Raw genomic sequence first — 23,594 nt, forward strand, 5'->3', positions numbered from 1 at the left:
CGAGGGAGGTTCTGTTTAGTCTTTACTTTCGTCCTGTGCTCAACCATCCCCCCCCACTTTCTCCCGGCGACCCCATCGCGATCGTTGCCCCGGCGAGTCCACCGCGGGACCAGACCACGTACGAGGAGGGAGTGTCCCGCCTCCGCGAAACGTACGACGTCCGGATTCGGTGGCATCCCGGTGACGAACGAGGCTACCTCGCCGCCCCGGATGCCGACCGGACGGCTGCCCTGCACAGCGCGATCCGCGCGGACGACATTTCGGCCATCTTTTGCGTGCGCGGCGGGTACGGGGGCCTGCGTCTCCTCCCCCATCTCGACTGGGCCCTTGCCCGTCGACACCCGACGCTCCTCGTCGGCTACAGCGACATCACTGCTCTCCACCTCGCGTTTTACGCCCACGCCCGGTGGCCAGGCCTCTCCGGACCCGTCGTCACTGAGTGGGAAGAAGCAGACGCGGCCACGCTCAACGCTTTCCAGGCACAGAGCAGCGGTGAGGCCACTGACCTCACCGCCAACTTCGACGACGTCCTTCAACCGATGGTTGCCGGAACCGCCACCGGCCCGCTTCTTGGCGGAAATCTGTCGGTACTCTCACGGTTGATTGGGACTCAATATCTTCCCACTTTTAAGGGCGCCATCCTCGTGCTCGAAGATGTGGCGGAACCTCCCTACCGAGTTGACCGCATGCTCGCCCATCTTCAGCACGCGGGCATTTTGGACGCCGTGGCGGGCGTCGTTCTCGGCCATTTTTCGACCGGAGACCTCGATCCTGATCCACCCACCTTGGCCCTGGAGACCATCTTCGACGATTACCTGGGCGCTCGTTCGTACCCGGTCGTGAAGGGACTCCCCTACGGCCACCTGCTTCCCCGATGCACACTTCCGATCGGCCTCCCCCTCCGGATTGAGGCGAGCAGCGACCACGCTTCCCTGAACATGCTCTCCGGAATCGGGGCGGGTTGAAGGAGAAGTGCCGGCGCCCATCGGTCGACCGTAGGGAAAGCCGATCGGGAGAATGCAGTCCCGCTGGAAGGAATTTTGCTTGAGTTGAAGAGCGCAGAAATCATACGCCTTTGATCCCTGCTGCCTGCAGGACGCACCCCCCTCCAGAATATGCCTTCCCACCACTAGCCGCACCCGATGGCATCTTTGAGCGTTCGACGAGCACCAGACCGTACCAAGGAGCTTCTCTGGGCCCTGCTTTTCCGAACGGGAGCGTACGAGGAGGACGACCGTTTCAGGAAACGGCTTGCGCGGATGTCCCGAACCGGGCTTCAGTGGGCAGGGGCTGTGGGTTTGTTGGGCATTTTTCTCCACCTTCTCATCTCCCCTCTGCTCGGGGGCACGGTGGTCTGGACGGCACAGAGCGCTTCCCCTACTACGGTGTTCCTCCTCAACAACCTCATCCTCGCAGGCCTCTGCGCTGGTCTCGCCGGGCTCGCGCGCAGGGACGTGTCGCTAGACGTCAGTCGTTTCGCAATGGCCGTCGCTCTCCTGGGAAGTGCTGCGGTCTCCCTCCACGCCGGGGCCTACAAAGGAATCTCCACCCCGCAGTACATCATCGTGATGTACCTTCTGGCGGCCATTGCGGTGCCGTACAAGCCCTGGCAAACCCTCAGCCTCGGCGTGGCACTCTCTCTCCTGGTCTACGCCCTAGCCCCTGAGGGCCCACTCTGGACCGGGGCCCTCGTGCCCGCGCCTCCGTTCACGGACACTCTTCCTCTGCTGGTCATCGTGGTAGCCCTGTTCACTGGGACGAGTGCTTTCCTCTACGCCACTCGACTGAAAGAGCATCGCAGCTACCGCCAAACCCTGGAGGAACTCCGCCACCACGAGGAGCTGCTGCAGTCCATCGCGGAGGAGGTCCCGGGCGGCATCTACCGAAGTGACTCGGCCCGAAACCTGGTGTACGCGAATGAGGCCTTCTTGGAGATGTTTGGGTACGAGGACCTGGAGTCCCTGCGCGCGGCGAATCCGGAATCGCTGTATGCCTCCGCACCCGCTCGGGAGCGTCTGATCAAGGTCGAACGGGAGCAGGGGTCGATCGACGGTGCGGAGGTCGAATACAAACGGAAGGACGGGTCTACCTTCACCGGACTGCTCAACTCCCGAACTGTGTTCGACGAGCAGGGGAACGTCAAGTACCACGATGGAGTGGTCACCGACATCACTAAACTGAAGCAGCGGGAGCGAGAACTGATCGAGGCGAAGACGAAGGCGGAGGACGCCCGTGAGCACTTCCGCCTGATCCTAAATGCAGTTCCCGTAATGATCGACGTCTTCGACGAGGACGGAACCCTCCTGATGGTAAATGAACACTGGGAGGACGTGCTGGGCTGGACGGAAGAGGAAATCAAAGAGCATCCCGCTCCGCTTGAGGCCCTCTACGTCGATCCCGAAGAGCGACGAGAGTCGGTCAGGTTCATGGAAGAGGCCCCCGATGAGTGGCGGGACTTCACGTTCCAAACGAAGGACGGAGAGATTATCGATACGACCTGGACGAACGTTCGGCTCCCCGACGGCCGCCGTATCGGAATTGGGTTGGATATCACGGAGCGCAAGGAGTTCGAGCGCGCTCTCCGCGAGGAGCGGGACCGGTTCGCCACGCTTTTTCAGAGCCTCCCCACCCCTGTTGTGCACGGGGAAATCCGGGGTGACCAGAAGCAGACGGTGCTCGTTTCCGACGTCAATGCCTCCTTCGAAGAAATTTTTGGGTACGACAGGGAGGAAATTCTTGGGGAGGATCTCCACGACTTCATTGTCCCCTCTGAAGACGAGGATGAGGCAGTCGAGATCAATCGGCTGGCGATTGAGGAAGGCACGCTGCAGACGGAAGTGAAGCGACTCACGGCGGACGGGGTGCGCGACTTCCACCTGCAGGCTGCCATGCGGAAGCGGAGCGACGGCCCGACCGAAACCTACGCCATCTACTCCGACATCACGGAGTTGAAACAGATGGAACAGAAGCTCCGGGTCCGGGAGCAGTGGCTACGGTCCATCACGCAGAACATATCGGATGGGATTTTCCGGAGCACTCCGGAGCAGGGATTGGTCTACGTCAATAAGGCGTACGCCGACATGTTCGGGTACGACTCTCGGGACGAGTTGTACCAGATCGATTCGTCGGAAATGTACGCCAATCCAGAGGTCCGGGATCGCCTCGTTCAGCTCGAAAACGAGCAAGGGTCCATCGACGAGGTCGAGGTCGAGTTCCAACGGAAGGACGGCTCCACGTTCATCGGCTTTCTGAACAGCACAGTTGTCCGCGACGAAGACGGCAACCCCCTCTATTACGACGGGGCGATTGCCGACATTACCGAACTGAAGCAGAAGGAACGAGAGCTCCAGCGGGCGAAGGAGGAGGCCGAGGAGGCCAATCGCCTCAAGTCGGCGTTTCTCGCCAACATGAGCCACGAGATCCGAACCCCACTCACGTCAATCATTGGTTTTGCCGAGGCGATCGGGGACGCTCTTCCCTCCGCCGACACCGCCGACGAGACTGCGCCCGCTGAGATTGACCCGCAGGCGTTTCAGGAGGTCCGGCGTTTTTCGCGGCTCATCGAGCGCAGTGGTCAGCGCCTACTGGAAACCCTCAATTCCGTACTTAACCTCTCGAAGCTGGAAGCCGGCTCGATGGAACTGACCCTGGAACCGATCAACGCAGGCCAGGAAATCCACGAAACGGCCGAGCTCTTCGCGCAGCGGGCGCGGAAGCAGGACATTGAACTCAAGGCCGAAGTGCCCGACTCCTCACTCTGGGTGCAGGCCGATCGTGGAGCACTCGAGCGCGTGCTTCACAATCTGCTCAGCAACGCGGTCAAGTTTACAGAGCCCGGGGGCAGGATCACGCTCCGCGCCCGGAACGGCGCTGACACCGTAAACCTTGAGGTCGAGGACACGGGCGTCGGCATCGATCCCGACTTTCTTCCGCACCTCTTCGATGCCTTCCAGCAGGAGTCGAAGGGCCCCGATCGGAGCCATGAAGGAAACGGACTTGGAATGGCCGTCACCAAACAGCTCGTCGATCACATGAACGGGACCATCGAGGTAGAAAGCGAACCCGGGGAGGGAACCTGCTTTTCGGTGCGTCTTCCGCGGGCCTCTCACTGAGGCAGACGCCAGGGGTCCCTAGAGCTTCCATCCCTCTCGGTGTTGTTTCGTCAGAAGCTCGTTGAGGTCCCCCCCATTCGTAATCTGCCCCGTCGATGCGTCCCACTCGATTGGTCGCTGGGCCCGAACCGCGAGGTTTCCCAAAAGTACGAACTCGGTCAGCGGGGCGGAATAATCGGCGAAGTTGGCCTCTGGGGAGGTGCCCGCCTTGCAGGCGTCGATCCAGGCCTTATAGTGGCCGTCCGAACGAGAATACTTCTTCTTCGGGGGATTGGCCATGACCTGTTCGTGCTTCTCCTTCGGGAGGAGCCGGGGCGTTTCGCCAGCCCCAAAAAGGAGTGCCCCGTCGTCTCCGATGAACAGCTGGTTGTATCCGGAGGGAGGCCAGGCCTCGTCCCCGTTCCAGGACGCAGGCTTAGGGGGACGCAAGTTCCCGTCCATCCAGATCAGTTCGAGCCCTCCCGATGATCCTTGGCCGGGAAACTCATAAGTGATCCGAGAGGCTTCTGGATAGGTTTCATCGTATGTGGGGGTCGTCTCTGCCCGCACTCGCGTGGGCGGGTCGAGCTGCAGGCTCCAGAACGCACCGTCCAGGGCGTGGCACCCAATGTCGCCCAGCGCTCCTGTACCGAAGGCGTACCACCCCCGCCAGTTGAAGGGCGCGTAGTCGGGATGGTAAGGCCGTTTCGGTGCCGGCCCCAGCCACAGGTTCCAGTTCAGGTGATCGGGCTCGTGGTACATCTCCAGGGGCCGTTCCATGGCCTGGGGCCAGATCGGGCGATTGGTCCACACCAGAATTTTTTGGACCGTTCCGATGGTTCCGGCCTCCAGGAGTTCCCGCAACCGTCGAAGCCCGTCGTCAGCGTGGTGTTGAATCCCCATCCGGGTGGCCACACTGGCCTGCTCGGCCACCTGGCCCACGCGGCGCGCCTCCGCGACGGTATGGGTCAACGGCTTCTGGCAAAACACGTGCTTCCCGTCCCTCAGGGCCCGAACGGTGGCAGGGGCGTGATTGTGATCGGGGGTGCTCACCGTTACCGCGTCAAGGGAGGCGCTCTCATTCGACAGCATTTCGCGGTAGTCCTCGTATTGAGCGGCATCGGAGAAGGCCGTGAAAATCTCTTTCCCCCGCTCCCGATCCACATCACAAAGCGCTACGATCTCTGTCTCCTCCAACGCGGCAACCGCCCGGACGTCATTCGCCCCCATGCCGCCAATACCAATGCATCCGACTCGCACCTTGTCGCTCGGTGGGGTATAGGCCGGTCCGCCCACGACCTCGCGGGGCACAAGCGTAGCGGCGGAAGCTCCGATCGCTGTTTGGGTAAGAAAATCGCGCCGGGAAAGACGGTGGTCACTCATGGGGGAAACGTTGTATGAGGCAGATGTAGTTTGGATAGGGCATGCGGAACGAAGGTATGCTTCTCACCGCAAATAGACAACTTCGATTTTAGCCTGATTTCCAGATATAGAGCTGTCGATCAGGTTCAGGCCCCGGCTGCGGTGGATTGGCTTCGTTGATCTCGCTGCTTGGCCCTCTGAGGGAACGTCTTCGGTCTCGGCTTGCCTGCGCGCGGTCCTTATTCCATTCTCGCATGCGCGAAGGCGCACCACGGTGGGGACCTTTGCGGGCGCAGCCTCGCTGGAGCATTTCTTCAGGGGGACCAGTTCTCTCCGTTCGAGATGGAACCTATTCGTCCCAGAGACGAAGAATACATTCCGTATTTCAAAGGCACCTTGAGGAACGCCGCCGCCAGTCCTGGCTGTGGCGTTCATTTTTTGGTAGGTGCGGCCCACAACTGCATTGTGATGTCTCAACAGATCCTAAAAGTATGGCTGACGACGACACTGTCTACATGACCGAGGAGGGACTCGAGGAACTGAAAGAAGAACTCCATCGGCTGCGCACGGAAGAACGCTCCCGCATTGCCGACGAGATCGCAGAGGCTCGGGCGAAGGGAGACCTCTCGGAGAATGCAGAATACGACGCAGCGAAGGAGGAGCAAGGCAAGCTGGAAGCCCGCATCGCTGAGATCGAAGACACGATTGCGCGCGCCCGGATCGTTGACGAATCGAACGTCGACGACAGCAAGGCCTACATCCTCTCCGACGTAACGGTCGAAAACCTCGATACCGGCGATGAGCAAACGTTTACGCTCGTGTCGGAGCAGGAGGCCGACGTATCAGAGCGGAAGATCTCGGTGGAGAGTCCCATCGGTGAGGCCCTGCTCGGTCAGGAGGAAGGAAATGAGGTAGCCATTGACGTGCCTGCCGGAACCGTCAACTTTAGGGTCGTCGACATTTCGCGGTAGACATCCTGTCTCCCGTCCCCACTCTCCCCCCTCCCGCACGACGTCTCCGCGGGAGGTGCTTTCTCAGATCCCCTCCGCTGCCCCTGTAGGCGTCGGGGGGCATTCTCTTGCGCCCCATGGCTGACATTGATCTCCGCAGCGACACTGTCACCCGTCCCTCCGAGGAGATGCGCCGCGCCATGTACGACGCCGAGGTCGGCGACGACGTGTACGGGGAGGATCCGACCGTCAATCGCCTTCAGGAGCGAGTGGCCAGCCTGCTCGGCATGGAGGAGGCGCTCTTGGTCCCCTCCGGTACCATGGCCAACCAGATCTGCGTTCACGTGCTCACGGATCCGGGGGACGAGGTCATTCTAGAACGTGGGAGCCACGTCTACAACTACGAGTCCGGCGCGGCGGGGCTGCTTTCGGGGGTACAGCTCCACCCGCTTGCTGGAGACCGGGGGCGTCTCGCGCCGGGGCAAGTGAAGGCGGCGATTCGCCCAGCCGCCGACGTGCTCCCCAAAACGCGGGTTGTCTCCGTAGAGAACACGGCCAACAAGGCCGGAGGGGTCGTCTACTCGCTGGACCGGATCCAAGCCATCGCCGACGTTGCACGATCGCACGAGTTGCACCTGCATTTGGACGGCGCCCGGCTCTGGAACGCCGCCGCCGCCCTTGAGGTGGACGAGCGCGACCTCGCCGCTCCGTTCGACATCGCGTGGGTTGCCCTCTCGAAGGGCCTGGGCGCCCCGGTGGGCTCGGTCATCGCCGGTCCCTCCGCCCTCATCGAGAAGGCGCGGCGCACGCGCAAGCAATTCGGGGGCGGGATGCGTCAGGCGGGCATCCTGGCCGCAGCCGGGCTGTACGCGCTCGATCACCACCGTCCCCACCTGGCTGAGGACCACGAGAAGGCACGTCGGCTCGCCGAGGGCCTCGCGGAGCTTCCCGTCTTCTCTTTGGATCCGTCCCAGGTGGACACCAACATCGTGATCTTCGAAGTAACGACAGCCTCCGCCGCGGAGGTCGTTGAGACGCTTGAGGGCGAAGGGGTGCTCCTTACCCCGTTTGGGCCAAACACCATCCGCGCGACCACGCACCGCGACCTCTCCATGACCGAGATTCAACGTGCGCTGGCCACGATCCGCCAGCACGTTGACCGGCTCCGAGAGGTGGCCCCTTCCTGAGTGTACCGGTCTCCCTCTACGGAACCACCCAGCTGCCCTCGAACGCCTGGCGCTCCGGCTGATATGTGAAGTGCGCCCGGTAGTGCCCGTCGGGATGGAGGTGAAGCCACTCCATTTCGTGAATCACCGTCTGAATCGCGGCAAAGTACTGGCGCCCTGCGGCCACGTCCGCGTCCGTGATCGGTTCGGTCTTGACTGCTGGACGGAGCCCGTCTTCCGGTTCCTCCAACTCGGAGCCCGGCGCGGGGGGGCGTGCATAGACCACTAGAGAACTGGGCGACTGCGACTCCCACAGGGACGTCGCAACGTCATCGTCGAGGTGGATCGTGGCCGTCCCGTGAAGCCGGATCTGCTCCTTGGCCTCCTGATTCCATCCGTGCCAGGCCACCTCGCTGTTGTTCCGGATGTCGCTCACTTTCTGGGAGCGGCGGTCTGAGTGAAACTGGAGCGTGCGGTCGCCTGCGTCGGCCCTGCGAAGCACGACCGTTCGGAGGCTCGGAGCGCCGTCGTGGATTGTCCCGAAGGTCGGCTGGCGGTACGGATGGCCACGGGTCTGCGAAGCCGCTTCGATCTCGCTCCACACGTGGTTGAGGACAGACTCAAGATTGGTATATCGCTTCATGGAGGCGTCAGGCACAAATGGTGGATGGGCAGTAGAGTGCTAAGCGGGTCGGGTTACAGTGACGGAGAGCGAGGCACAATTGGTCGCGGCGGCCTCAAGCACATCCCCATCCTGCACCGGCCCCACCCCCGACGGGGTGCCGGTGTAGAGCAGATCCCCGGGGGTCAAGGTGAAAATCTGCGAGCAGTAGCTGACGAGTTCGGCCACCGAAAACATCATTTTCTCCGTTGAGGCCTCCTGGCGCACCTCTCCGTTCACCGTGAGACGGAGCCGGAGATTTTGTGGGTCGGGGATAGATGCTGCCGCCGTGAAAGGCCCGAGTGGAGCGAACGTGTCGAATCCTTTTGCGACGGACCAGGGATGTCGTTGTTCTTTCGCCTTCGTCTGGAGATCGCGCGCTGTCATGTCCAGCCCCAGGGCGTAGGCGCCCACATGATCGAGGGCGTTGTTTTCGGGAATGTCCCTGCCCTTCTCTCCAATGACGGCGACAAGCTCCACCTCGTGGTGCACGTTTTGGGACTGAGGCGGAAGAATCACGGACTCTCCACTACGGACGACAGCCGATGCTGGCTTGAGAAATACCATCGGCTCGTTTGGGACATCACGGGCCATCTCATCGGCGTGCTCGGCGTAGTTCCGACCGATGCCGAGAATCTTGCCGATGGGGGGCGACTGTGAGGAGCAGGGAAGTTCGATCTTCATGCGAAACAGAAGGATGTTTGGATGGAGAACCGGAACGGATTGGTGGGCACTGCGTGGCTCTTGGTCGGCGCAAGTTAAGAATGGTCACTCCCGCGTCGGCACTGTCCCGACGCCCGAACATAGAGACACTTTATGTACGCAATTGTTGACGTCAAGGACAAGCAGTTTAAGGTCCGAGAGGACGACACCCTGTACGTCCCCTATCACTCCGATGCAGAGGTCGACCAGGAACTCACCCTCGATCGGGTGCTTCTTCTGTCGGACGGGGAGGGGGACGTTACCCTTGGCACCCCGACCGTCGACGAGGCCACGGTTACCGCCCAAGTGGTGGACCACGTGAAGGGAGACAAGGTAATCGTTTTCAAGAAGAAACGGAAGAAGCGATATCGCGTTAAGCGAGGGCACCGTCAGCAATACACGCAGATCCGGATTGAATCACTAGAGGTCGACGGTTCTTCGGATGCCTTGGAACCGGAGTCCGAGGAGGCCAATGTGTCCGAGGAAGATACTGCGACATCTGAACCAGAAGCCGAGGCGTCAGAGCCGGAGCCTGCCGAGGCATAGCCGGTTGCAAACTGACTGTTTCGGCTCGCGTTAGCTTGTGAATTCAACACTGCGAGGTTTGTTATGGCTCACAAGAAAGCCATGGGGTCGACCCAGAACACGCGCGACTCCAACCCGAGTTACCTTGGGGTCAAGGCCTACGGTGGCGAGTTTGTACACGCGGGAAGTATCATCGTGCGGCAGCGGGGAACCAAGTTTCACCCCGGCCACAACGTGGGTCGAGGCGGCGACGACACGCTGTTCGCCAAGGAACACGGGGTCGTGAAGTTTGCCCGCAGCGGAGGCGATCGGAAGTACGTGCACATTGTGCCGGAAGAAGCGTAGACCCGACTCCATCCCGACCGCAGAGAGCTCCTGTCGCCGGTGTGCGGTAGGAGCTTTTTGCATTTGATCTTCCTCCGGTGGATTCGGACGGCTGGACCCGGTCTCTATTCTTTGGTCGTCGCACGCATCGTTTCGCATGCCTTCCCCGCCTGTCCCATCCGCGTACCGGTTTCCAGACGAGCCCGGCGCGATTGAGCTTCGCGCCTTTACCCACGGCCTGCAGCCGAAGCGGGTGCCGGAGATGATGGAGCACTTCACAGAGGACTGGCGCCGGTTTGGGGTCGATGCCTGGAATTCGGTTCCGAATCACTGGCGCCCCCAGAGTGGGGATCCTGTGGGGTGGTGGACCCTCCCTACGTACCTCGGCGATCACTTTGTGGCCCCCCTGCTGGGAGCTAGCTCTGGCACCTGCATTCTGCAGCCCAGCGTCCACTGGACCGTTCAATGCCTGCTTTCCACTCCCGAGGTGGCAGCCCGAGGGTCGGAGGTGCTGGTCTCGGGAACCGCCTTCCCCTCGGTCCTCCACAGCGCAAAACAATGGGTCCACCTCCGCACTCTGCGCCCCCGCGTCATCCCCTCGACTGAGGATCATCAGGTCGATCAGGCGGCATTCCTGGAGGCCATCGGGTCGGAAACAGCCCTTGTTGCGTTGAGCCATGTCGGGTTCACGACGGGAACTCGGCTCTCGTCCTCGTTTTTGAAAGAGGTCGCTCAGCGCGTCCATGACTGCGGGGGGCTTTTCCTCCTGGACGGATATCATGCCGCCGCCACCATGCCGGTTGACGTGCAGGCACTTGGCTGTGATCTCTACGTTGGCGGCCTCCTGAAGGAAGCGTCCGGCTCTTCGGGCACGGCATTTGTTTATCTCCGCGAGGATCTCGAGCTGACCCCTCGACTCACCGGATGGTTCGGCGACGCGGCGCCCTTCGAGTTCCGGAGCAGCCCCGAGCCTCACCCCGACGTGCGTCGCCGGTTCCTGGGCGGTACAACGGCCGTGGCCCCGATGTACCACGCCGTCGAAGGCCTCCGCATCCTTCTCGACCTTGGGCTGGAGACGGTCCGTGAGCATTCACTCGCCCTGACAGACCGGGCCATCGAACACGCCGACTCGATGGACCTCCCCCTCCGGTCTCCCCGCTCCGCCGAGACGCGGAGCGCGATGCTTCTCCTCGAGGTTCCCGAGGCGGAGCGCCTCACCGCCTACCTCAAAGAGCACTACATCTACACGGACAGTCGCCGCAACGAGGTCGTTCGCATGTCCCCCTTCGTCTGGAACGATGCCGATGAGATCGACCGGGTCTTCGAGCAGATCGACCAGGCCCTTTCGACCGGCGAATACCGCACCGTTCCGGTCAATACCAGCGGGCCTGTGACGTAGAGGCCCCGCCCGAATTCGCCAGTCAGGCTGCCCTCGCCTCTCTCGTTCGCGTTCCGGTGCGGGGGTCGAGCTGGAAGAAGGCCTGGAGGGCTTGAAAAAGTTCGTCGTGGTGGCGGGCCATCGGTTCGGGCTGTTCGAAGAAGTGCTCGACGGCCACGGCGAAAAACTCGGAGGGGGCCTCCGCCGCGTACGGACGGAGCAGTGAGCGCCCCTGCTCGATTCGGCGCATCTCTTTTCGTACCAGGGCCTGCCACTCCGGAGCGGATGCCGCGGCCACGAGAGAGGGGACTCCATCTGCTCCTTCGTTGTCGAAGTCAAAGAGGTGTGCGAGCTCGTGGAGGATGACGTTGTTTCCCTCTCTCGGGTCGTCCCAACTTCGCTCAACGGCCGATACCGTGAGAAGGATGGGGCCCTGCTCATGCGCCATTCCGTCGTAGCTGGCCTCCACGGTTTTGTGGTATGTCTCGTCGAACCGGTTCGGATAGAACAAGACAGACTGGCTTCCTGGGAGCTCCCACGACGGCCGCCCGTGGAGAAGCATCGCAATTCCGGTAGCGACACTCAGTTTCAGGGTGGCGGTGGCGGTGACCCCCTGCACCCCTTCGAACGAATATTCGTCGAGCACGAATTGGATGTCGCGCTCAAAGCGGGCTTGTCCCTCCGCGTCGAGCTTCCGGTACAGCGGAATGTGACGTCTAATCCACTGGCGGTTCTCGTCTGACAGTTCCTGCTGGGCGACGCGCCAGCGACGAAAGGGACGACGCAGTCCGATGAGGAGAATGATGAAGACGGGAATGAGGCCGAGTGCAGGCCCGATGCTGGTCGCCTCAACCCCGACGATGCCTACGCCTCCCCCAATGATGACTGCGAGGAGCCCCGTGGTGATGAGGGACGATTGTCGAGCAATTCGCATGTCGGGAAAGAAGCGGATTCAAAGATACATCCCGCACCAACCATCAGCACGCGTCTCCTGCACTCGTGCGCTGCGGTCCGGAGCGACAGGCCACTCCCAGACAAGACCGTCTGACGTCCGCGTGGGAACGTAACGGACCAAGGATCGCCGTGTGCCTCTTTTGGGCTCCCGCCCGCCAACAGGCCACAGAACGCGTAAGCTTCTACGAAGCGCGAACAATTTTTAGCGACAGAAGGTACAGATTGAACCTTTGTCACACAGGCCCACGAGCAGTCCGCCGACCGCTCGTTTTCTCTTTCACGAATGTCTCCCTCGTCTTATGGGTGTGATGAATACGCTGCGGCAGAACACTGCCGTGATTTTGTGGATCCTCGTGCTCTCCTTCGGCATCATCTGGACGCTTCAGGATTCCGACGTCTTCTCGGCGATGAATCAGCCGGACCGGAGTGTCGCGACCGTGAACGGAAGCCCCATTCAGCATCAAGAGTACCAGCGGATTCTGGAGCGGCAGCGCCAGCGGTTTCAGCAGCAGCTCGGGGAGATCACACCCCAGATGCAGGACCGCATTCGAGAGCAGGCCTACACCCGGGCGGTCAACCAAGAACTGCTCCGGCAGGAAATGAATGAGCTGGGCATCTCGGTGACCAAGTCGGAGATTGAGAACATGGTGTTTGGCAAAAACCCCCACCCCCTTATCCGCCAGCAATTCGCGGACTCGACGGGTCAGATCAATTACCAACTGCTCCGAAACATGGCCCAAAACCCTGAGATGAAGGAGCAGTGGCTCAAAATCGAGAAGATTTTGCGCCGACAGCGGCGGCGGAGCAAGATGACCTCGCTCGTGCAGGCCACGATTCAGGTGTCCAAGCAGGACATCGAGGAATACTACCGTCGTCAGAACTCGACGGCATCGGCCCAATACGTGGCCCTTCGGTATGCTCGCATCCCGGACGACTCCGTTTCCGTGACGACGTCGGACCTCCGCAGCTACTACCAGAACAATAAGGAGGACTTCAAGCGGCCGAAGACCCTCACGATTAGCTACGCTACAACATCGAAGCAAGCTACGGCGGAGGACTCGTCGGCCATCGCGAAAGACCTCAAAGACCTGAAGGAGGAGTTTGCCGCGGCGGAGAACGACTCCCTCTTCCTTGCCGACAATGCGTCCCAGAAGGACTTCTCGCGGGCCTATAAGACCCCCGACCAGCTAAACGCGAAGGTTGCCGATTCAATCTACTCGAATCCGGAGCCCGGGCGGATCGTGGGGCCTGTCTTCGCCGGGGGCCTCGCCCACCTTGTCAAGATCCGGGACACGAAGCCTGCCGAGTCCGAGTACGTGCACGCATCTCACATTCTGTTGAAGAGCGATCAGGCCAATCAGAAGAAGTTGGGGCGGCTTCAGGCCATTCGCGACTCGATCGAGTCCGGGACCGCCACCTTCAGCAAGATGGCCCGAAAGTACTCGGAGGACCCGTCTGCCTCCGACGGAGGCGACCTTGGATGGTTTGCCCGGGGCCGCATGGCAGAGGCCTTCGAAGAAGCAGCTTTTCAGGCTGCGCCGGGGAGCCTTGTCGGCCCTATTCGTTCAGAATTTGGCTACCACCTGATTAAGGTCCAGTCTCGTGCGTCCAAGGCGGTTCAGATCGCCGACCTTGCGTTCAGGCTCAAGCCGAGCCAGTCTACCCTCTCCGACAAGAAAAGTGTGCTCGGGGACTTGGCCTACTTTGCTGAGCAGAGCGGAAACTTCCAGAAGGAGGCCGACCGGCTTGGGCTGACGCTTCAGCAGGCGAAGGTCGAGGCGGGACAGACCTCAATCCCGGGCATCGGCCAGAGTCGGCAACTTTCGCAATTCCTGGAAACGGCCTCTAAAGGAGACATCAGCGAGGTAGCCGAGCTCGACGACAAGTTTGCTGTGGTCCGCGTAACAAGCATCACGCCCAAGGGCTACCGCCCGTTCAGTGAGGTCAAGTCTCAGGTTCGCACCAAGGTGACCCTGCAGAAGAAACGAGCGGTAGCGATTCGGCAGATGGAGCGGGCCCTTGCCCAAAATGAGTTCGAGACTCTTCCGAATGTCCTCGACACTCGCATCCGCTCGCAGTCGAATATTACCTTCTCGACCACTACCGTTCCTGGACTCGGCGATGAGCCGAAATTCGCCGGCGTGGTCTTCGGGCTTGAGGAGGGCGAAACGTCCGGCGTCATCGAAGGGGACAATGCCGCGTTCGTCGTGAAGGTCACCCAGAAGAACACGCCTCCCCCGCTGACCGAGCAGAAGCGTAAGAAGCTCCGGCAAGAGCTCTTGAAGAAGCGCCGCAAGCAGCTATCGTCGCAGTGGATTGCCGCTCTGAAGGAGGAGGCGACCATCAAGGACAACCGCTCTGCGATCCGTTAGCCCTCGGCGCCTGAGGGAGGCTCTCCCTGTTCACCGGGGCACGTCCACTCGTCCCCGAAAAACCGTGACGGCCGGGCCCTCGAGGTATCGTTCTCGGCCCCGCGCCGTTGAGGCCGTTCCAACCTGGAGGTTCCCTCCTTCCGCATGAACCATGACGGGGGGCCCTTCCACGCGTTCGGTGCGCTCCGCAGCCACGGCGGCCGCCAGCACTCCTGTGCCACACGACAGGGTCTCGTCCTCCACACCCTTCTCGTAGGTGCGGACGGACAGAGCCCGGTCTTCGTCCACCCGGACGAAGTTCACGTTGGCCCCGGCTGGTTTCAAACTCGGGTCCTGGCGGAGGCTAGCGCCCCAGTCCCGCACCGGGACCGAGCCGGGATTATCCACGAATGCTACAAGGTGCTCGGTTCCTGCGTGCGCATAGTGCAGGGCCTCAATCGCGTCGGGGATGGGTTGGTCGAGGTCCACCCGTAGACGAAATTCCGCGATCTCGGGTACGAACAGCCGCACCCTCTCGTCGTCTCCATCCTGGAACGCAGCGTGATATCGCCCTGCGTCGGTTTCGAAGGTCAGCTCGGGGCCGCTTAGGTCATGTTGACGGGCGAACTGGGCCAGGCATCGGGCTCCATTCCCGCACATCGTCGCACGCGAGCCATCGGCGTTCATGTAAAGCATCCGGTAGTCGGACTCCGGGGTTGTGGGCTCGTCCAGGGCCAAAAGGCCATCGGCCCCCACGCCGTAGCGGCGGGGGCACCACGTGGCGGCGAGCGCAGACAGGTCGTCCGGGGAGAAGGGAAGGGAGCGGTTGTCGACGACGAGAAAATCGTTTCCGGTCCCCTGCATTTTCGTAAATTCGACCACCGATGGCTGGGTCATGACTGAGAGTCAATTGTGACCATCCTCGAAAGTCGGCACGATGGAACATTCCACCCGTACACGACTGATTGGCGTTGTGCGGTTCACTGCCGCCGAGCATTTCCTTTACGCACAAACTGTATAGACCGTTGCCCGAGAAGAAACTGAGCATAGAAGGTGCCGATCCACTCCTGCTGTTCGGCTTCAACGACGCTCACCTCCGGAAGATCGAAGACGCCTTCCCGGAAACGCACATTACCGCTCGGGGCACCGAGATTCATCTGGAGGGGACCGAAGAGAACATTCAGAAGGTAGAGCAGGTCTTCGACGAGATGGTCGTTTTGCTTGACCGAAACGACCACCTGACGGAGGAAGATGTCGATACCGTCCTGGCTCTGTTCGACTCGGAGAAGCCCTCGGCCTCCTCCCCTTCTGGAGACACGGCGGGCCGTGAGGCCATCCTGTTTACCCCGGACGGCGAGGTGATCAAGCCCCGCTCCCGCAACCAGGAGCGACTGGTCCAGTCCGCCGGGACCAACGACGTGGTGTTTGCCATCGGCCCGGCCGGGACTGGCAAGACGTACGTCGCGGTTGCACTCGCCGTTGCGGCTCTGAACAACCACGAGGTGAATCGAATCGTCCTGTCGCGTCCGGCCGTCGAGGCGGGCGAGGAGCTCGGCTTTCTGCCCGGGGACTTTTACGAAAAGGTGGCCCCGTACCTCCGCCCGCTCTACGACGCGCTTGAAGACATGATGCCGCGCGACGAGCTGGCCGAATCCCTAGAGCAGGATCGCGTGGAGGTGGTCCCGCTAGCATACATGCGCGGCCGAACGCTCAAGTCGTCGTTCGTGATCCTCGATGAGGCCCAGAACGCGACGACGGGCCAGATGAAGATGTTTTTGACGCGCCTGGGGCCTCACAGTCAGGCCATCGTGACGGGCGACATCACGCAGACCGACCTCAAGGATCGGAGCGCAAGCGGCCTCATTCAGGTGCAGCACATCCTGAAGGGCATCGACGGAATCGATTTCGTGTACCTCGAGCGCGAGGACGTCGCGCGTCACCGTCTGGTCCAGGACATTATTGCCGCCTACGAGGAGCACGACGAATGAGGGGTGAGAACGTGCTGCGTGATTCATGATCGTACGCGTTTCTGCATCCTCTCACGCATCACACCTTCACGCATCAAAAGCCCACTGGAGCGTGCGGTGAAGAAGGGAAAGCTGCCCCCCAGTGGAGTTACACTCACTCATACTCAAAGAATCCCTTCCCCGTTTTCCGCCCGAGCTGGCCCGCGGTCACCTTGCGGCGGAGGAGTGGGCACGGCCGATACTTGTCTTCGCCGAGCTCGTCGTGGAGGACCTCCAAGATTTGGAGGCACACGTCCAGTCCAATGAAATCGGCAAGCGTAAGCGGGCCCATCGGGTGGTTCATGCCGAGCTCCATGACCGTGTCGATGTCCTCGGGTTCGGCCACGCCCTGCATCACACAAAAGATGGCCTCATTGATCATGGGCATGAGGACGCGATTCGACACGAAACCGGGATAGTCCTCAACCTCCACGGGGTTCTTCTCCAGGTCCTCCGCCACGTCGGCCACGGTGTCGAACGTAGCATCGCTCGTGCGCTGGCCCCGCACCACCTCCACAAGGGTCATGACCGGTACAGGGTTAAAGAAGTGCATCCCCACCACTTGGTCGGGGCGTTCCGTTTGGTCGGCAATCCAGGTGATGGAGATGGACGACGTGTTGGAGGCAAGGATTGCCTCGCCGGGCGTGTGCTCGTCGAGCGTCCTGAAGACATCGGCCTTGATGGACTGCTCCTCCGGCACGGCCTCCACGACGAGGTCGGCGGACTGAACGCCTTTGGCCGTGTCGGACGCAAGAGCAATTCGGCCGAGCGCAGCGGCCTTCTCGTCGGGGGTAATCACCTCTTTGTCGACCTGCCGCGAGAGGTTGCGCTCGATCGTACCACGAGCATCTTCGAGCAGAGCCTCGTCGAGATCAATGAGGACAACATCGTACCGGTGGAGGGCGAAGACGTGGGCAATGCCGTTCCCCATCGTGCCGGCCCCCACGACGGCGGTGTTCTGTACGGACATTGGTCAGAAGGGGGACTGTGAAAGACACAGCGAGTTTGTTTAGGATAGCAAAGCGCTACCACTTCTGATGACCGTCCGGGACGAATTTCGAATTGGGATTTTGGTGCGGAGGCGCAGAGAACGTTGCCGCCGGCTCCGCCTCCGGAAGGGAGCCTTTCTCGGGGCGCAAGAATCGACGACAAGAGGACTTGAATTGCAATAACAGCAACAAAGCTCGTCGAAACCCAGCTACCCTCAATCCGCATTTGGGGCGGGAGTGAGCGAAAAAGGCCCGTGGGGGAGCGACGGCCGTGCTGAGAGGAAGGATCCGGTTCGAATCCCCGCAGCACGGAATGATGAGAGACTTCGGAAAGCCGAGCGGGAAAAGCTACGCGATGAGCACGTCTTCCATCCCCTCCGGGGCCAGGTCGCCGTCGTCATCCGCGGACACGTCTAAGATACGGGTCTCCGTCACGTCGTTGTTCTCGTCGACGTGTACCACGCGCGGGTGGTGCCGACGTGCTTCCTCGGGCGTAAGTTGAGCGTAGGCAATCACGATGACTTCGTCCCCCGCCTCTGCGAGCCGGGCGGCCGGACCATTTAGGCACACGGTGCGTTCCCCCGCTTCGCCCGGAATGGTGTAGGTTTCGAGCCGATTTCCATTGTTCACATTCACCACTTGCACCTTCTCGTACGGCAACAGGCCAGCCGTGTCGAGGAGCTCCTGGTCGACGGTGATAGAGCCCTCGTAGTAGAGATCGGCCTCCGTAACCTGGAGGCGGTGGATCTTCGCCTTGAGCATTGTGATGTCCATGGACCAGCGCGGGATTGAGCAGGGAGTGCGTTCCGTCGGTGGGCGGGAGTTAGGCCCGCGGGACCTCCACGAAGGTGTTGTCGATGAGTCGTGTATCGCCGAAAAAGACGGCCACGGCGGCCAGAACCTCCTGTCCGGGCGCGAGGTGGTCGGCGGGCTGGAGGGTATTCGCGTCTACCACTTCAGCGTACTGGACGTCCGCGTCAGGGGCAGCGAGTTTATTTTCCATCGCTCGAACAACCGCTTGGGCCTCCTGTTCCCCCCCGCGGATCGCGTCCTCGGCGGCAGTGACGGCGTCGTAGAGCACCGTTGCTTGTTCCCGCTCGTCGGGGTCGAGGTACGCATTGCGGGACGATCGGGCGAGGCCGTCGGGCTCGCGCACCGTGGGCACCCCGATGATGTCAATATCGAAGAGAAGGTCTTCGACGAGGCGCTGGATGATGACGTACTGCTGGGCGTCCTTCTCGCCGAAGACGGCCACGTCGGGCTTGCAGGCGTGGAGGAGCTTCGTGACAACCGTGGTGACGCCCCGGAAGTGCCCCTCGCGGTAGGCGCCGCAGAGGTGCTCGTCGAGGTGCTCTACCGACACCCACGCGAGCGGGCCGGGCAGCGCCGCGTCGTTGACGTAGGGATACATCTCTTCGACTGACGGGGCAAACATGGCGTCCACGTCGAGCGCCTCCAGCGTGTCGCGGTCCCCCTCCAGGTCTCGCGGGTAGTCGTCGTAGTCCTCCTCAGGCCCGAACTGGGTGGGGTTGACGAAGACCGAGACCGTCACGTGATCGGCTTCCTCTAGGGCCGTGCGGACGAGAGCGAGGTGTCCTTCGTGCAGCGCGCCGAGGGTTGGTACGAGGGCAAGCGTCTTCTCCTCGGCCCGGGCCGCGTCGGCGTGGGCCTGCATCGCATCGACGGTGCGAATGAGTTCCATAGACGAACGCTGAATGCGTACAACGAGGCTTCGACGGGTTCTGCTCGCAGCTACGAAAGCACGATCCACAGGTTCGACTGTGGGTCCCCACCGTCGATGAACGGCGTCGTAGCGGGGGCGGGGCATGGTCCACAGTGGAAGCGTCTCTCCGGCGAGGAGTCATACAACCGCCGCGCCCCCCGTTCCTTAATTGGACCGGGCCCCGAGCCAAACCGCGGATTCAGGCTGGTTGGATCCCGAGCGAGTCGGCGAGGGACAGTGCCCGCCGCTTGGGGCGAAAGTCTGAGTCGGCGGGGATCCACCCATTCAGGGCCCGCCGCAGGGGCTTCCGGGCGGCCTCGCGCCGGCCCTGGTCTACCAGAAACCGGGCGTAGTAGTAGTTGAGCCGAGGGTGAGCCGGGTGCAGCGCGAGTGCGTCCTGGTACGCTTCTTCAGCCTTGTCTGGCCGGTCGGCCTTCTGATAGGAACGGGCCAGACGGAGGCGTGGAAGTCGAAGCGTCCCGAGGAACGGTTGGCGTTTGGAACGGTCCTTCAGGTAACGTTCGTAACTCGTCGCAGCATCCTGGTACCGGCCCTGCGCCTCCCGCAGGCGTCCCCGAACATAGTCGAGTGCGAGCGACAGCCGGTAGCGCGGGGGCGTTCCCGGACGCTCCACCAGCGCCATGGCCTGCCTCAGGTGCCGCTGGGCCTCAGTTAGTCTGTTCACCGCGATTTTACAGTGTGCCAGCCCGGTTTCAGCCATAATCTCGTAGCCAGGGATGCTCGACGACACCTTCTGTTTGAGGGCCTTGAGGCGTTTGATGGTTCTGTTAACGAGTTTATCGCTCCCGAGCGGCCCGTAGTAGTTGCACGTTCGGGAGGCCAAATAGTAGCGGCGTCGGACCTCCGGTCCCGAGGACTCAATTGTCCGGAGAGAGTCAAGTACATGCTTGCTCCGCTCGATTCGTCCACGGAGCCAATGGTGATGCCAAAGACGATATCCTGTCCATCTGCTCTGAGGGTTTCTGGAGACTTCCTGAATCCTGGAGAGAGCCGCCTTGAACTGCCCTCGTGCCTGGCTGAGCATCGCCAGGTAGATCTCGGCGTTTCGAGCCCCCATGCGTTCCGCCTGCCGAAATGCCTTCGCCGCCTGCGTCAGTCGACCGAGCCTCCAACGAATAGTGCCTACCAGCAGGGGACCACGCTTGTCTTTCGGGTACGTTTCCGTAAAGGACTCTGCCCGTTGAAGGGCCTTTTTGAACCGACCGGTCTGAAGAAGCCCTGTGATAACGCCCGTTTTCGCAGTCTTGGACTTAGGAGCCAGTGCCAGTATGCGCCGGTAACTTTCGAGGGCTTGTTTGTGCTGGAGGAGGCTCCTGTGGAGGATCGCTTTCAGTTTCCAACCATCCAGGTCATAGGGATGGAGGGAGGTCCACTGCTCACACACCCGCAGGGCCGCCTGCGGTCGGCCCTCAAGCCGGTAGAGACGAAATGCTTTCAACCAGTACGCCCGGGATTCAGACAACCGGTAGCTGTGGCGCTTGGCACTTCTGAAGGCGCGGCGTGCCTTTTCCCCTTCGCCGAGTCGCCAAAGGGTCCGTCCCTCTCCGATGTATCCGAGGGCAAACGTGGTGTCCGTGTTCGTGGCGCGCCCGAACTTCCGGGCTGACTTCTGAAGGTTGGCTTTACCGAAGCGTGAGAGGTGGAAGCCCTGCGCGTAGTGCTTCGCGGCGGGGACCGAGGAGGTGAAGACTTGCGTCACCGGCAGGTCGGTCGCACTCTCGAGGTGAGCATCCGGAAGTCCAAGGTTTTTCTTAAGTTGCGTACTGGCGCGATCGATGACATCGAACAGGCCCTCGCCCTCGAACTGACGCTTGGCCACAAGGTCACCAGTTTCGGTCTCACGGAGCCAGATTCCCAGGAGGGTCGTTCCGGCCTGGGTCGTCCCAACGCGTCCGGACAGCACGTAGTCGGCGTTCGCCTCCCGAGCCACCTCTCGCTTTAGGCCCAGTGGAACGTTCAGGCCGTCGTCATACCCGCGCTGTCGCAGTTCCTCGTCGAACCGCACCGGAGAATAAGCACTGATGAACGGGTCTTGCTCAAGATCGGCACGGAGCGCGGTGGGAGCGGCACGGAGCAGGGCCGTATCGGCTCGGGTCCCCTCTGCTTCATCGAAGTAGAAGAGGGCAAGGCGCTGTCGAAACTGCTTCTTTGGGACCTGGCGGACGATGTTCTCGGTGGTCTCCGATCCAGTGGTGTCCGCCGCCGATACTTGCACGGTCCGGACCATCGACCCGAGCTCGACCCCTCCGAACACGATGAGCAGAGTGAAGACGGCGGCAGCGATATTGCCGGAGACGATCCACAGCTCGGAGTCCGTCCACTGGTCGGGGCCCGGCCGGCCGTGGCGGTAGGTGACCACGAGAACCGATGGAAGGAGGAGAAGGAGGCCGAGGAGGAGGGTCCGCCCCAGGTACGGAGAAACGAGGTACTGATCAGTCAGCCACTGCGACAGCTCAAATAGAGTCCAGGTAACCCCAAGGTATCCAGCCAGGACCTGCGGGACGCGACGATACACGAGCTCACCGAGAAAGGTGCGTTCCGGGCTCCCCTTCGGCCGTTCGAAGGCGTCTCCTGCTGGCTCGTCCCCTCCAGAAGGACGCTCGCCAGAGCCAGAATACGCCCCAGAGTACGATACATCATCAGACATGCCCGTTCGGTATTAGTGCACCTTTGATCTGCGAGTGGCCGTTGCTGTCGCCTCAAAACCTACAAGTTCAAGCACATTGCCTGCGGGTCTGTTCAAATACTCCCGGTGCCGAACAGAACTGTAACGTTTCCACGGCGGAACTTCCGAGGCTCTCAGAAGCCTCTACAGGAAGGCCCCCCTGACCGAGTCCGCATTGAACTTTAACGCCTCATCGACGACGTTGTGACCCTACTCGCAAATTCGCCCACCATAGCTCTTGCTCGTCCATGACCGACTTCCGAACCGAACGTGATTCCCTCGGCGAGGTGCGCGTGCCCGTCAACGCTCTCTACGGCGCCCAGACCCAGCGGGCAAAGGAAAACTTCCCGGTCAGCGATCTTCGGTTTTCGCGCCGGTTCATTGAGGCGCTTGGCCACGTCAAGCAGGCCGCGGCCAAGGCCAACCGGGACCTGGACCTGCTCGGCGAAGAGACAGCTGACGCGATCGTGCAGGCCGCTCAGGAGGTCATCGATGGCGCGCACGACGAGGAATTCGTCGTCGACATCTTCCAAACTGGGAGCGGCACCTCGACAAACATGAACGCCAACGAAGTAATTGCCAACCGCGCCTCCGAGATGCAGGGGGCCGAGCGCGGGAGCAAGGCCGTTCATCCGAACGACGACGTCAACAAGTCTCAGTCGTCCAACGATACGATTCCCACGTCGATGCACGTGGCGGCCCGCATGGGCATTGAGCACGACCTCCTCCCCGCCCTCCGGGCCCTCCACGAGGCCTTGTCCGCGAAGGCCGACGCGTTCGACGACGTGCTGAAAAGCGGGCGCACGCACCTCATGGACGCCACCCCGGTGCGGCTCGGGCAGGAGTTTGGCGGGTACGCCGCGCAGATCGAGCATGCGCTCCAGCGCATCGAGCAGGCGTCGAATCGGCTCTCTGAGGTCACCCTTGGGGGCACGGCGACCGGGACGGGGCTGAATTGCCCCCCCGACTTCCCCGAAACTGCCCTCCAGCACCTCGGCGACGCCACGGGCCTGTCCTTTTACGAAACCAGCAACCACTTCGCCCAGCAGGCCGGCAAAGAGCTGTACGTAGACGCCCACGGGGCCCTGAACACGCTGGCCACGGCGCTCCTCAAGATTGCGAACGACCTGCGTCTCCTGTCTAGCGGGCCGACCAGCGGGATTGGTGAAATCGACCTTCCGGTCATTCAGCCCGGCTCGTCCATCATGCCCGGTAAGGTCAACCCAGTCCAGAGCGAGCAGGTGATGATGGTCGCGACGCAGGTCACCGGGAACCATCAGACGATCACCGTCGCCAATACGCACGGCAACTTTGAGCTCAACGTGATGATGCCGGTCATGGCCCACGCCATGCTCCAGAGCATCGACCTCCTCGCCAACAGCGTGGACGCCTTCCGCACCAAGTGCGTGGAGGACATTGAGGCCGACCGCGAGCGCTGCCGCGAGCTGTTAGAGCTGAACCCTTCGCTCTCGACCGCCCTGAATACGGCCATCGGCTACGACAAAGCCAGTGAGGTAGCCAAGAAGGCGTCCGACGAGCGCAGAAGCGTTCGGGAGGTCGTGAAGGAGATGGACCTTCTCGGCGAGGAGGAACTGGACACGTACATGGACGTCCGTAGTATGACCCAGCCAGGAGTTCCAGGTGAAGGGTAAGCCCCTGGGCCCACCACCTCGATTCTCTTCTACGTGCGGGACCCATCTGGAATGAGAAACTTAACGATACGGTT

The 23,594-nt window shown here is 61.8% G+C and carries 19 protein-coding genes; 10 read left to right on the plus strand and 9 right to left on the minus strand.

Annotated elements, in window-relative coordinates:
- The first annotated feature begins 35 nt into the window (after positions 1-35).
- Positions 36-965 carry an LD-carboxypeptidase gene (locus tag ABEL04_RS02900; protein WP_375800880.1) on the plus strand — a complete coding sequence of 310 codons (930 nt, stop codon included), beginning with the start codon at positions 36-38 and terminating at the stop codon, positions 963-965.
- A 177-nt stretch (positions 966-1,142) separates the two neighbouring features.
- On the plus strand, positions 1,143-4,112 hold the full coding sequence (locus ABEL04_RS02905) for a PAS domain S-box protein (protein ID WP_375800881.1): 2,970 nt from the start codon (positions 1,143-1,145) through the stop codon (positions 4,110-4,112).
- A gap of 18 nt (positions 4,113-4,130) precedes the next feature.
- Here ABEL04_RS02905 and ABEL04_RS02910 read toward each other — a convergent pair whose 3' ends face one another.
- Positions 4,131-5,474, minus strand: a complete 1,344-nt coding sequence (locus ABEL04_RS02910) for a Gfo/Idh/MocA family protein (protein WP_375800882.1) — start codon at positions 5,472-5,474, stop codon at positions 4,131-4,133.
- Between the two features lie 470 nt (positions 5,475-5,944).
- Between ABEL04_RS02910 and greA the strand changes: the two genes are divergently transcribed.
- Both greA and ABEL04_RS02920 read left to right on the plus strand, forming a co-directional pair.
- A complete protein-coding gene (greA, locus tag ABEL04_RS02915) occupies positions 5,945-6,424 on the plus strand; it encodes a transcription elongation factor GreA (protein ID WP_375800883.1) in 480 nt (159 codons plus the stop codon).
- A gap of 116 nt (positions 6,425-6,540) precedes the next feature.
- A complete protein-coding gene (locus ABEL04_RS02920) occupies positions 6,541-7,590 on the plus strand; it encodes a threonine aldolase family protein (RefSeq protein ID WP_375800884.1) in 1,050 nt (349 codons plus the stop codon).
- Between the two features lie 16 nt (positions 7,591-7,606).
- Here the strand turns inward: ABEL04_RS02920 and ABEL04_RS02925 are convergent, their stop codons facing one another.
- Entirely contained in the window at positions 7,607-8,227 is a 621-nt protein-coding gene (locus tag ABEL04_RS02925; protein WP_375800885.1) for a pyridoxamine 5'-phosphate oxidase family protein, read from the minus strand.
- 24 nt (positions 8,228-8,251) lie between these two features.
- Positions 8,252-8,914, minus strand: a complete 663-nt coding sequence (locus ABEL04_RS02930; RefSeq protein ID WP_375800886.1) for a fumarylacetoacetate hydrolase family protein — start codon at positions 8,912-8,914, stop codon at positions 8,252-8,254.
- A 132-nt stretch (positions 8,915-9,046) separates the two neighbouring features.
- On the opposite strand from ABEL04_RS02930, the gene rplU reads away from it, so the two are divergent.
- From rplU to ABEL04_RS02945, 3 genes are all read left to right on the plus strand, one after another.
- The gene (gene rplU, locus ABEL04_RS02935) at positions 9,047-9,478 is read left to right on the plus strand and encodes a 50S ribosomal protein L21 (protein WP_375800887.1); all 432 of its coding nucleotides are present in this window, start codon (positions 9,047-9,049) and stop codon (positions 9,476-9,478) included.
- 63 nt (positions 9,479-9,541) lie between these two features.
- Positions 9,542-9,802, plus strand: a complete 261-nt coding sequence (rpmA, locus tag ABEL04_RS02940) for a 50S ribosomal protein L27 (protein WP_375800888.1) — start codon at positions 9,542-9,544, stop codon at positions 9,800-9,802.
- A 136-nt stretch (positions 9,803-9,938) separates the two neighbouring features.
- Entirely contained in the window at positions 9,939-11,180 is a 1,242-nt protein-coding gene (locus ABEL04_RS02945; protein WP_375800889.1) for an aminotransferase class V-fold PLP-dependent enzyme, read from the plus strand.
- Between the two features lie 22 nt (positions 11,181-11,202).
- Here the strand turns inward: ABEL04_RS02945 and ABEL04_RS02950 are convergent, their stop codons facing one another.
- Entirely contained in the window at positions 11,203-12,093 is an 891-nt protein-coding gene (locus ABEL04_RS02950; RefSeq protein ID WP_375800890.1) for a M90 family metallopeptidase, read from the minus strand.
- Positions 12,094-12,412: 319 nt separating this feature from the next.
- Between ABEL04_RS02950 and ABEL04_RS02955 the strand changes: the two genes are divergently transcribed.
- On the plus strand, positions 12,413-14,485 hold the full coding sequence (locus ABEL04_RS02955; RefSeq protein WP_375800891.1) for a peptidyl-prolyl cis-trans isomerase: 2,073 nt from the start codon (positions 12,413-12,415) through the stop codon (positions 14,483-14,485).
- Positions 14,486-14,515: 30 nt separating this feature from the next.
- Here the strand turns inward: ABEL04_RS02955 and dapF are convergent, their stop codons facing one another.
- The gene (dapF, locus tag ABEL04_RS02960; RefSeq protein WP_375800892.1) at positions 14,516-15,361 is read right to left on the minus strand and encodes a diaminopimelate epimerase; all 846 of its coding nucleotides are present in this window, start codon (positions 15,359-15,361) and stop codon (positions 14,516-14,518) included.
- Positions 15,362-15,489: 128 nt separating this feature from the next.
- Here dapF and ABEL04_RS02965 point away from each other — a divergent pair, with 128 nt between their 5' ends.
- On the plus strand, positions 15,490-16,452 hold the full coding sequence (locus tag ABEL04_RS02965; protein ID WP_375800893.1) for a PhoH family protein: 963 nt from the start codon (positions 15,490-15,492) through the stop codon (positions 16,450-16,452).
- 133 nt (positions 16,453-16,585) lie between these two features.
- On the opposite strand, the gene ABEL04_RS02970 is transcribed toward ABEL04_RS02965, so the two are convergent.
- The 4 genes from ABEL04_RS02970 to ABEL04_RS02985 form a co-directional block, all read right to left on the minus strand.
- Positions 16,586-17,440 carry a 3-hydroxybutyryl-CoA dehydrogenase gene (locus tag ABEL04_RS02970; protein ID WP_375800894.1) on the minus strand — a complete coding sequence of 285 codons (855 nt, stop codon included), beginning with the start codon at positions 17,438-17,440 and terminating at the stop codon, positions 16,586-16,588.
- A 367-nt stretch (positions 17,441-17,807) separates the two neighbouring features.
- Positions 17,808-18,233 (minus strand): aspartate 1-decarboxylase, encoded by a 426-nt coding sequence (gene panD / locus ABEL04_RS02975; protein WP_375800895.1) that lies wholly within the window; start codon positions 18,231-18,233, stop codon positions 17,808-17,810.
- Positions 18,234-18,282: 49 nt separating this feature from the next.
- Positions 18,283-19,161: a pantoate--beta-alanine ligase gene (panC, locus tag ABEL04_RS02980; RefSeq protein ID WP_375800896.1), complete on the minus strand. Its 879-nt coding sequence runs from the start codon at positions 19,159-19,161 to the stop codon at positions 18,283-18,285.
- A gap of 220 nt (positions 19,162-19,381) precedes the next feature.
- Positions 19,382-21,850 (minus strand): tetratricopeptide repeat protein, encoded by a 2,469-nt coding sequence (locus ABEL04_RS02985; RefSeq protein ID WP_375800897.1) that lies wholly within the window; start codon positions 21,848-21,850, stop codon positions 19,382-19,384.
- Positions 21,851-22,116: 266 nt separating this feature from the next.
- Here ABEL04_RS02985 and ABEL04_RS02990 point away from each other — a divergent pair, with 266 nt between their 5' ends.
- Positions 22,117-23,520, plus strand: a complete 1,404-nt coding sequence (locus ABEL04_RS02990) for a class II fumarate hydratase (RefSeq protein ID WP_375800898.1) — start codon at positions 22,117-22,119, stop codon at positions 23,518-23,520.
- The last annotated feature ends 74 nt before the right edge of the window (positions 23,521-23,594 follow it).

The organism is Salinibacter sp., from assembly GCF_042218895.1.
Taxonomy (GTDB): domain Bacteria; phylum Bacteroidota; class Rhodothermia; order Rhodothermales; family Salinibacteraceae; genus Salinibacter.

Bases quoted from the DNA above. Each gene is read 5' to 3' on its own strand.
- ABEL04_RS02905 (WP_375800881.1), top strand. From the start codon at position 1,143: ATGGCATCTTTGAGCGTTCGACGAGCACCAGACCGTACCAAGGAGCTT.
- ABEL04_RS02910 (WP_375800882.1), bottom strand. From the start codon at position 5,474: ATGAGTGACCACCGTCTTTCCCGGCGCGATTTTCTTACCCAAACAGCG.
- greA (WP_375800883.1), top strand. From the start codon at position 5,945: ATGGCTGACGACGACACTGTCTACATGACCGAGGAGGGACTCGAGGAA.
- ABEL04_RS02920 (WP_375800884.1), top strand. From the start codon at position 6,541: ATGGCTGACATTGATCTCCGCAGCGACACTGTCACCCGTCCCTCCGAG.
- ABEL04_RS02930 (WP_375800886.1), bottom strand. From the start codon at position 8,914: ATGAAGATCGAACTTCCCTGCTCCTCACAGTCGCCCCCCATCGGCAAG.
- rplU (WP_375800887.1), top strand. From the start codon at position 9,047: ATGTACGCAATTGTTGACGTCAAGGACAAGCAGTTTAAGGTCCGAGAG.
- rpmA (WP_375800888.1), top strand. From the start codon at position 9,542: ATGGCTCACAAGAAAGCCATGGGGTCGACCCAGAACACGCGCGACTCC.
- ABEL04_RS02945 (WP_375800889.1), top strand. From the start codon at position 9,939: ATGCCTTCCCCGCCTGTCCCATCCGCGTACCGGTTTCCAGACGAGCCC.
- ABEL04_RS02950 (WP_375800890.1), bottom strand. From the start codon at position 12,093: ATGCGAATTGCTCGACAATCGTCCCTCATCACCACGGGGCTCCTCGCA.
- ABEL04_RS02955 (WP_375800891.1), top strand. From the start codon at position 12,413: ATGGGTGTGATGAATACGCTGCGGCAGAACACTGCCGTGATTTTGTGG.
- dapF (WP_375800892.1), bottom strand. From the start codon at position 15,361: ATGACCCAGCCATCGGTGGTCGAATTTACGAAAATGCAGGGGACCGGA.
- ABEL04_RS02970 (WP_375800894.1), bottom strand. From the start codon at position 17,440: ATGTCCGTACAGAACACCGCCGTCGTGGGGGCCGGCACGATGGGGAAC.
- panD (WP_375800895.1), bottom strand. From the start codon at position 18,233: ATGGACATCACAATGCTCAAGGCGAAGATCCACCGCCTCCAGGTTACG.
- panC (WP_375800896.1), bottom strand. From the start codon at position 19,161: ATGGAACTCATTCGCACCGTCGATGCGATGCAGGCCCACGCCGACGCG.
- ABEL04_RS02985 (WP_375800897.1), bottom strand. From the start codon at position 21,850: ATGTCTGATGATGTATCGTACTCTGGGGCGTATTCTGGCTCTGGCGAG.
- ABEL04_RS02990 (WP_375800898.1), top strand. From the start codon at position 22,117: ATGACCGACTTCCGAACCGAACGTGATTCCCTCGGCGAGGTGCGCGTG.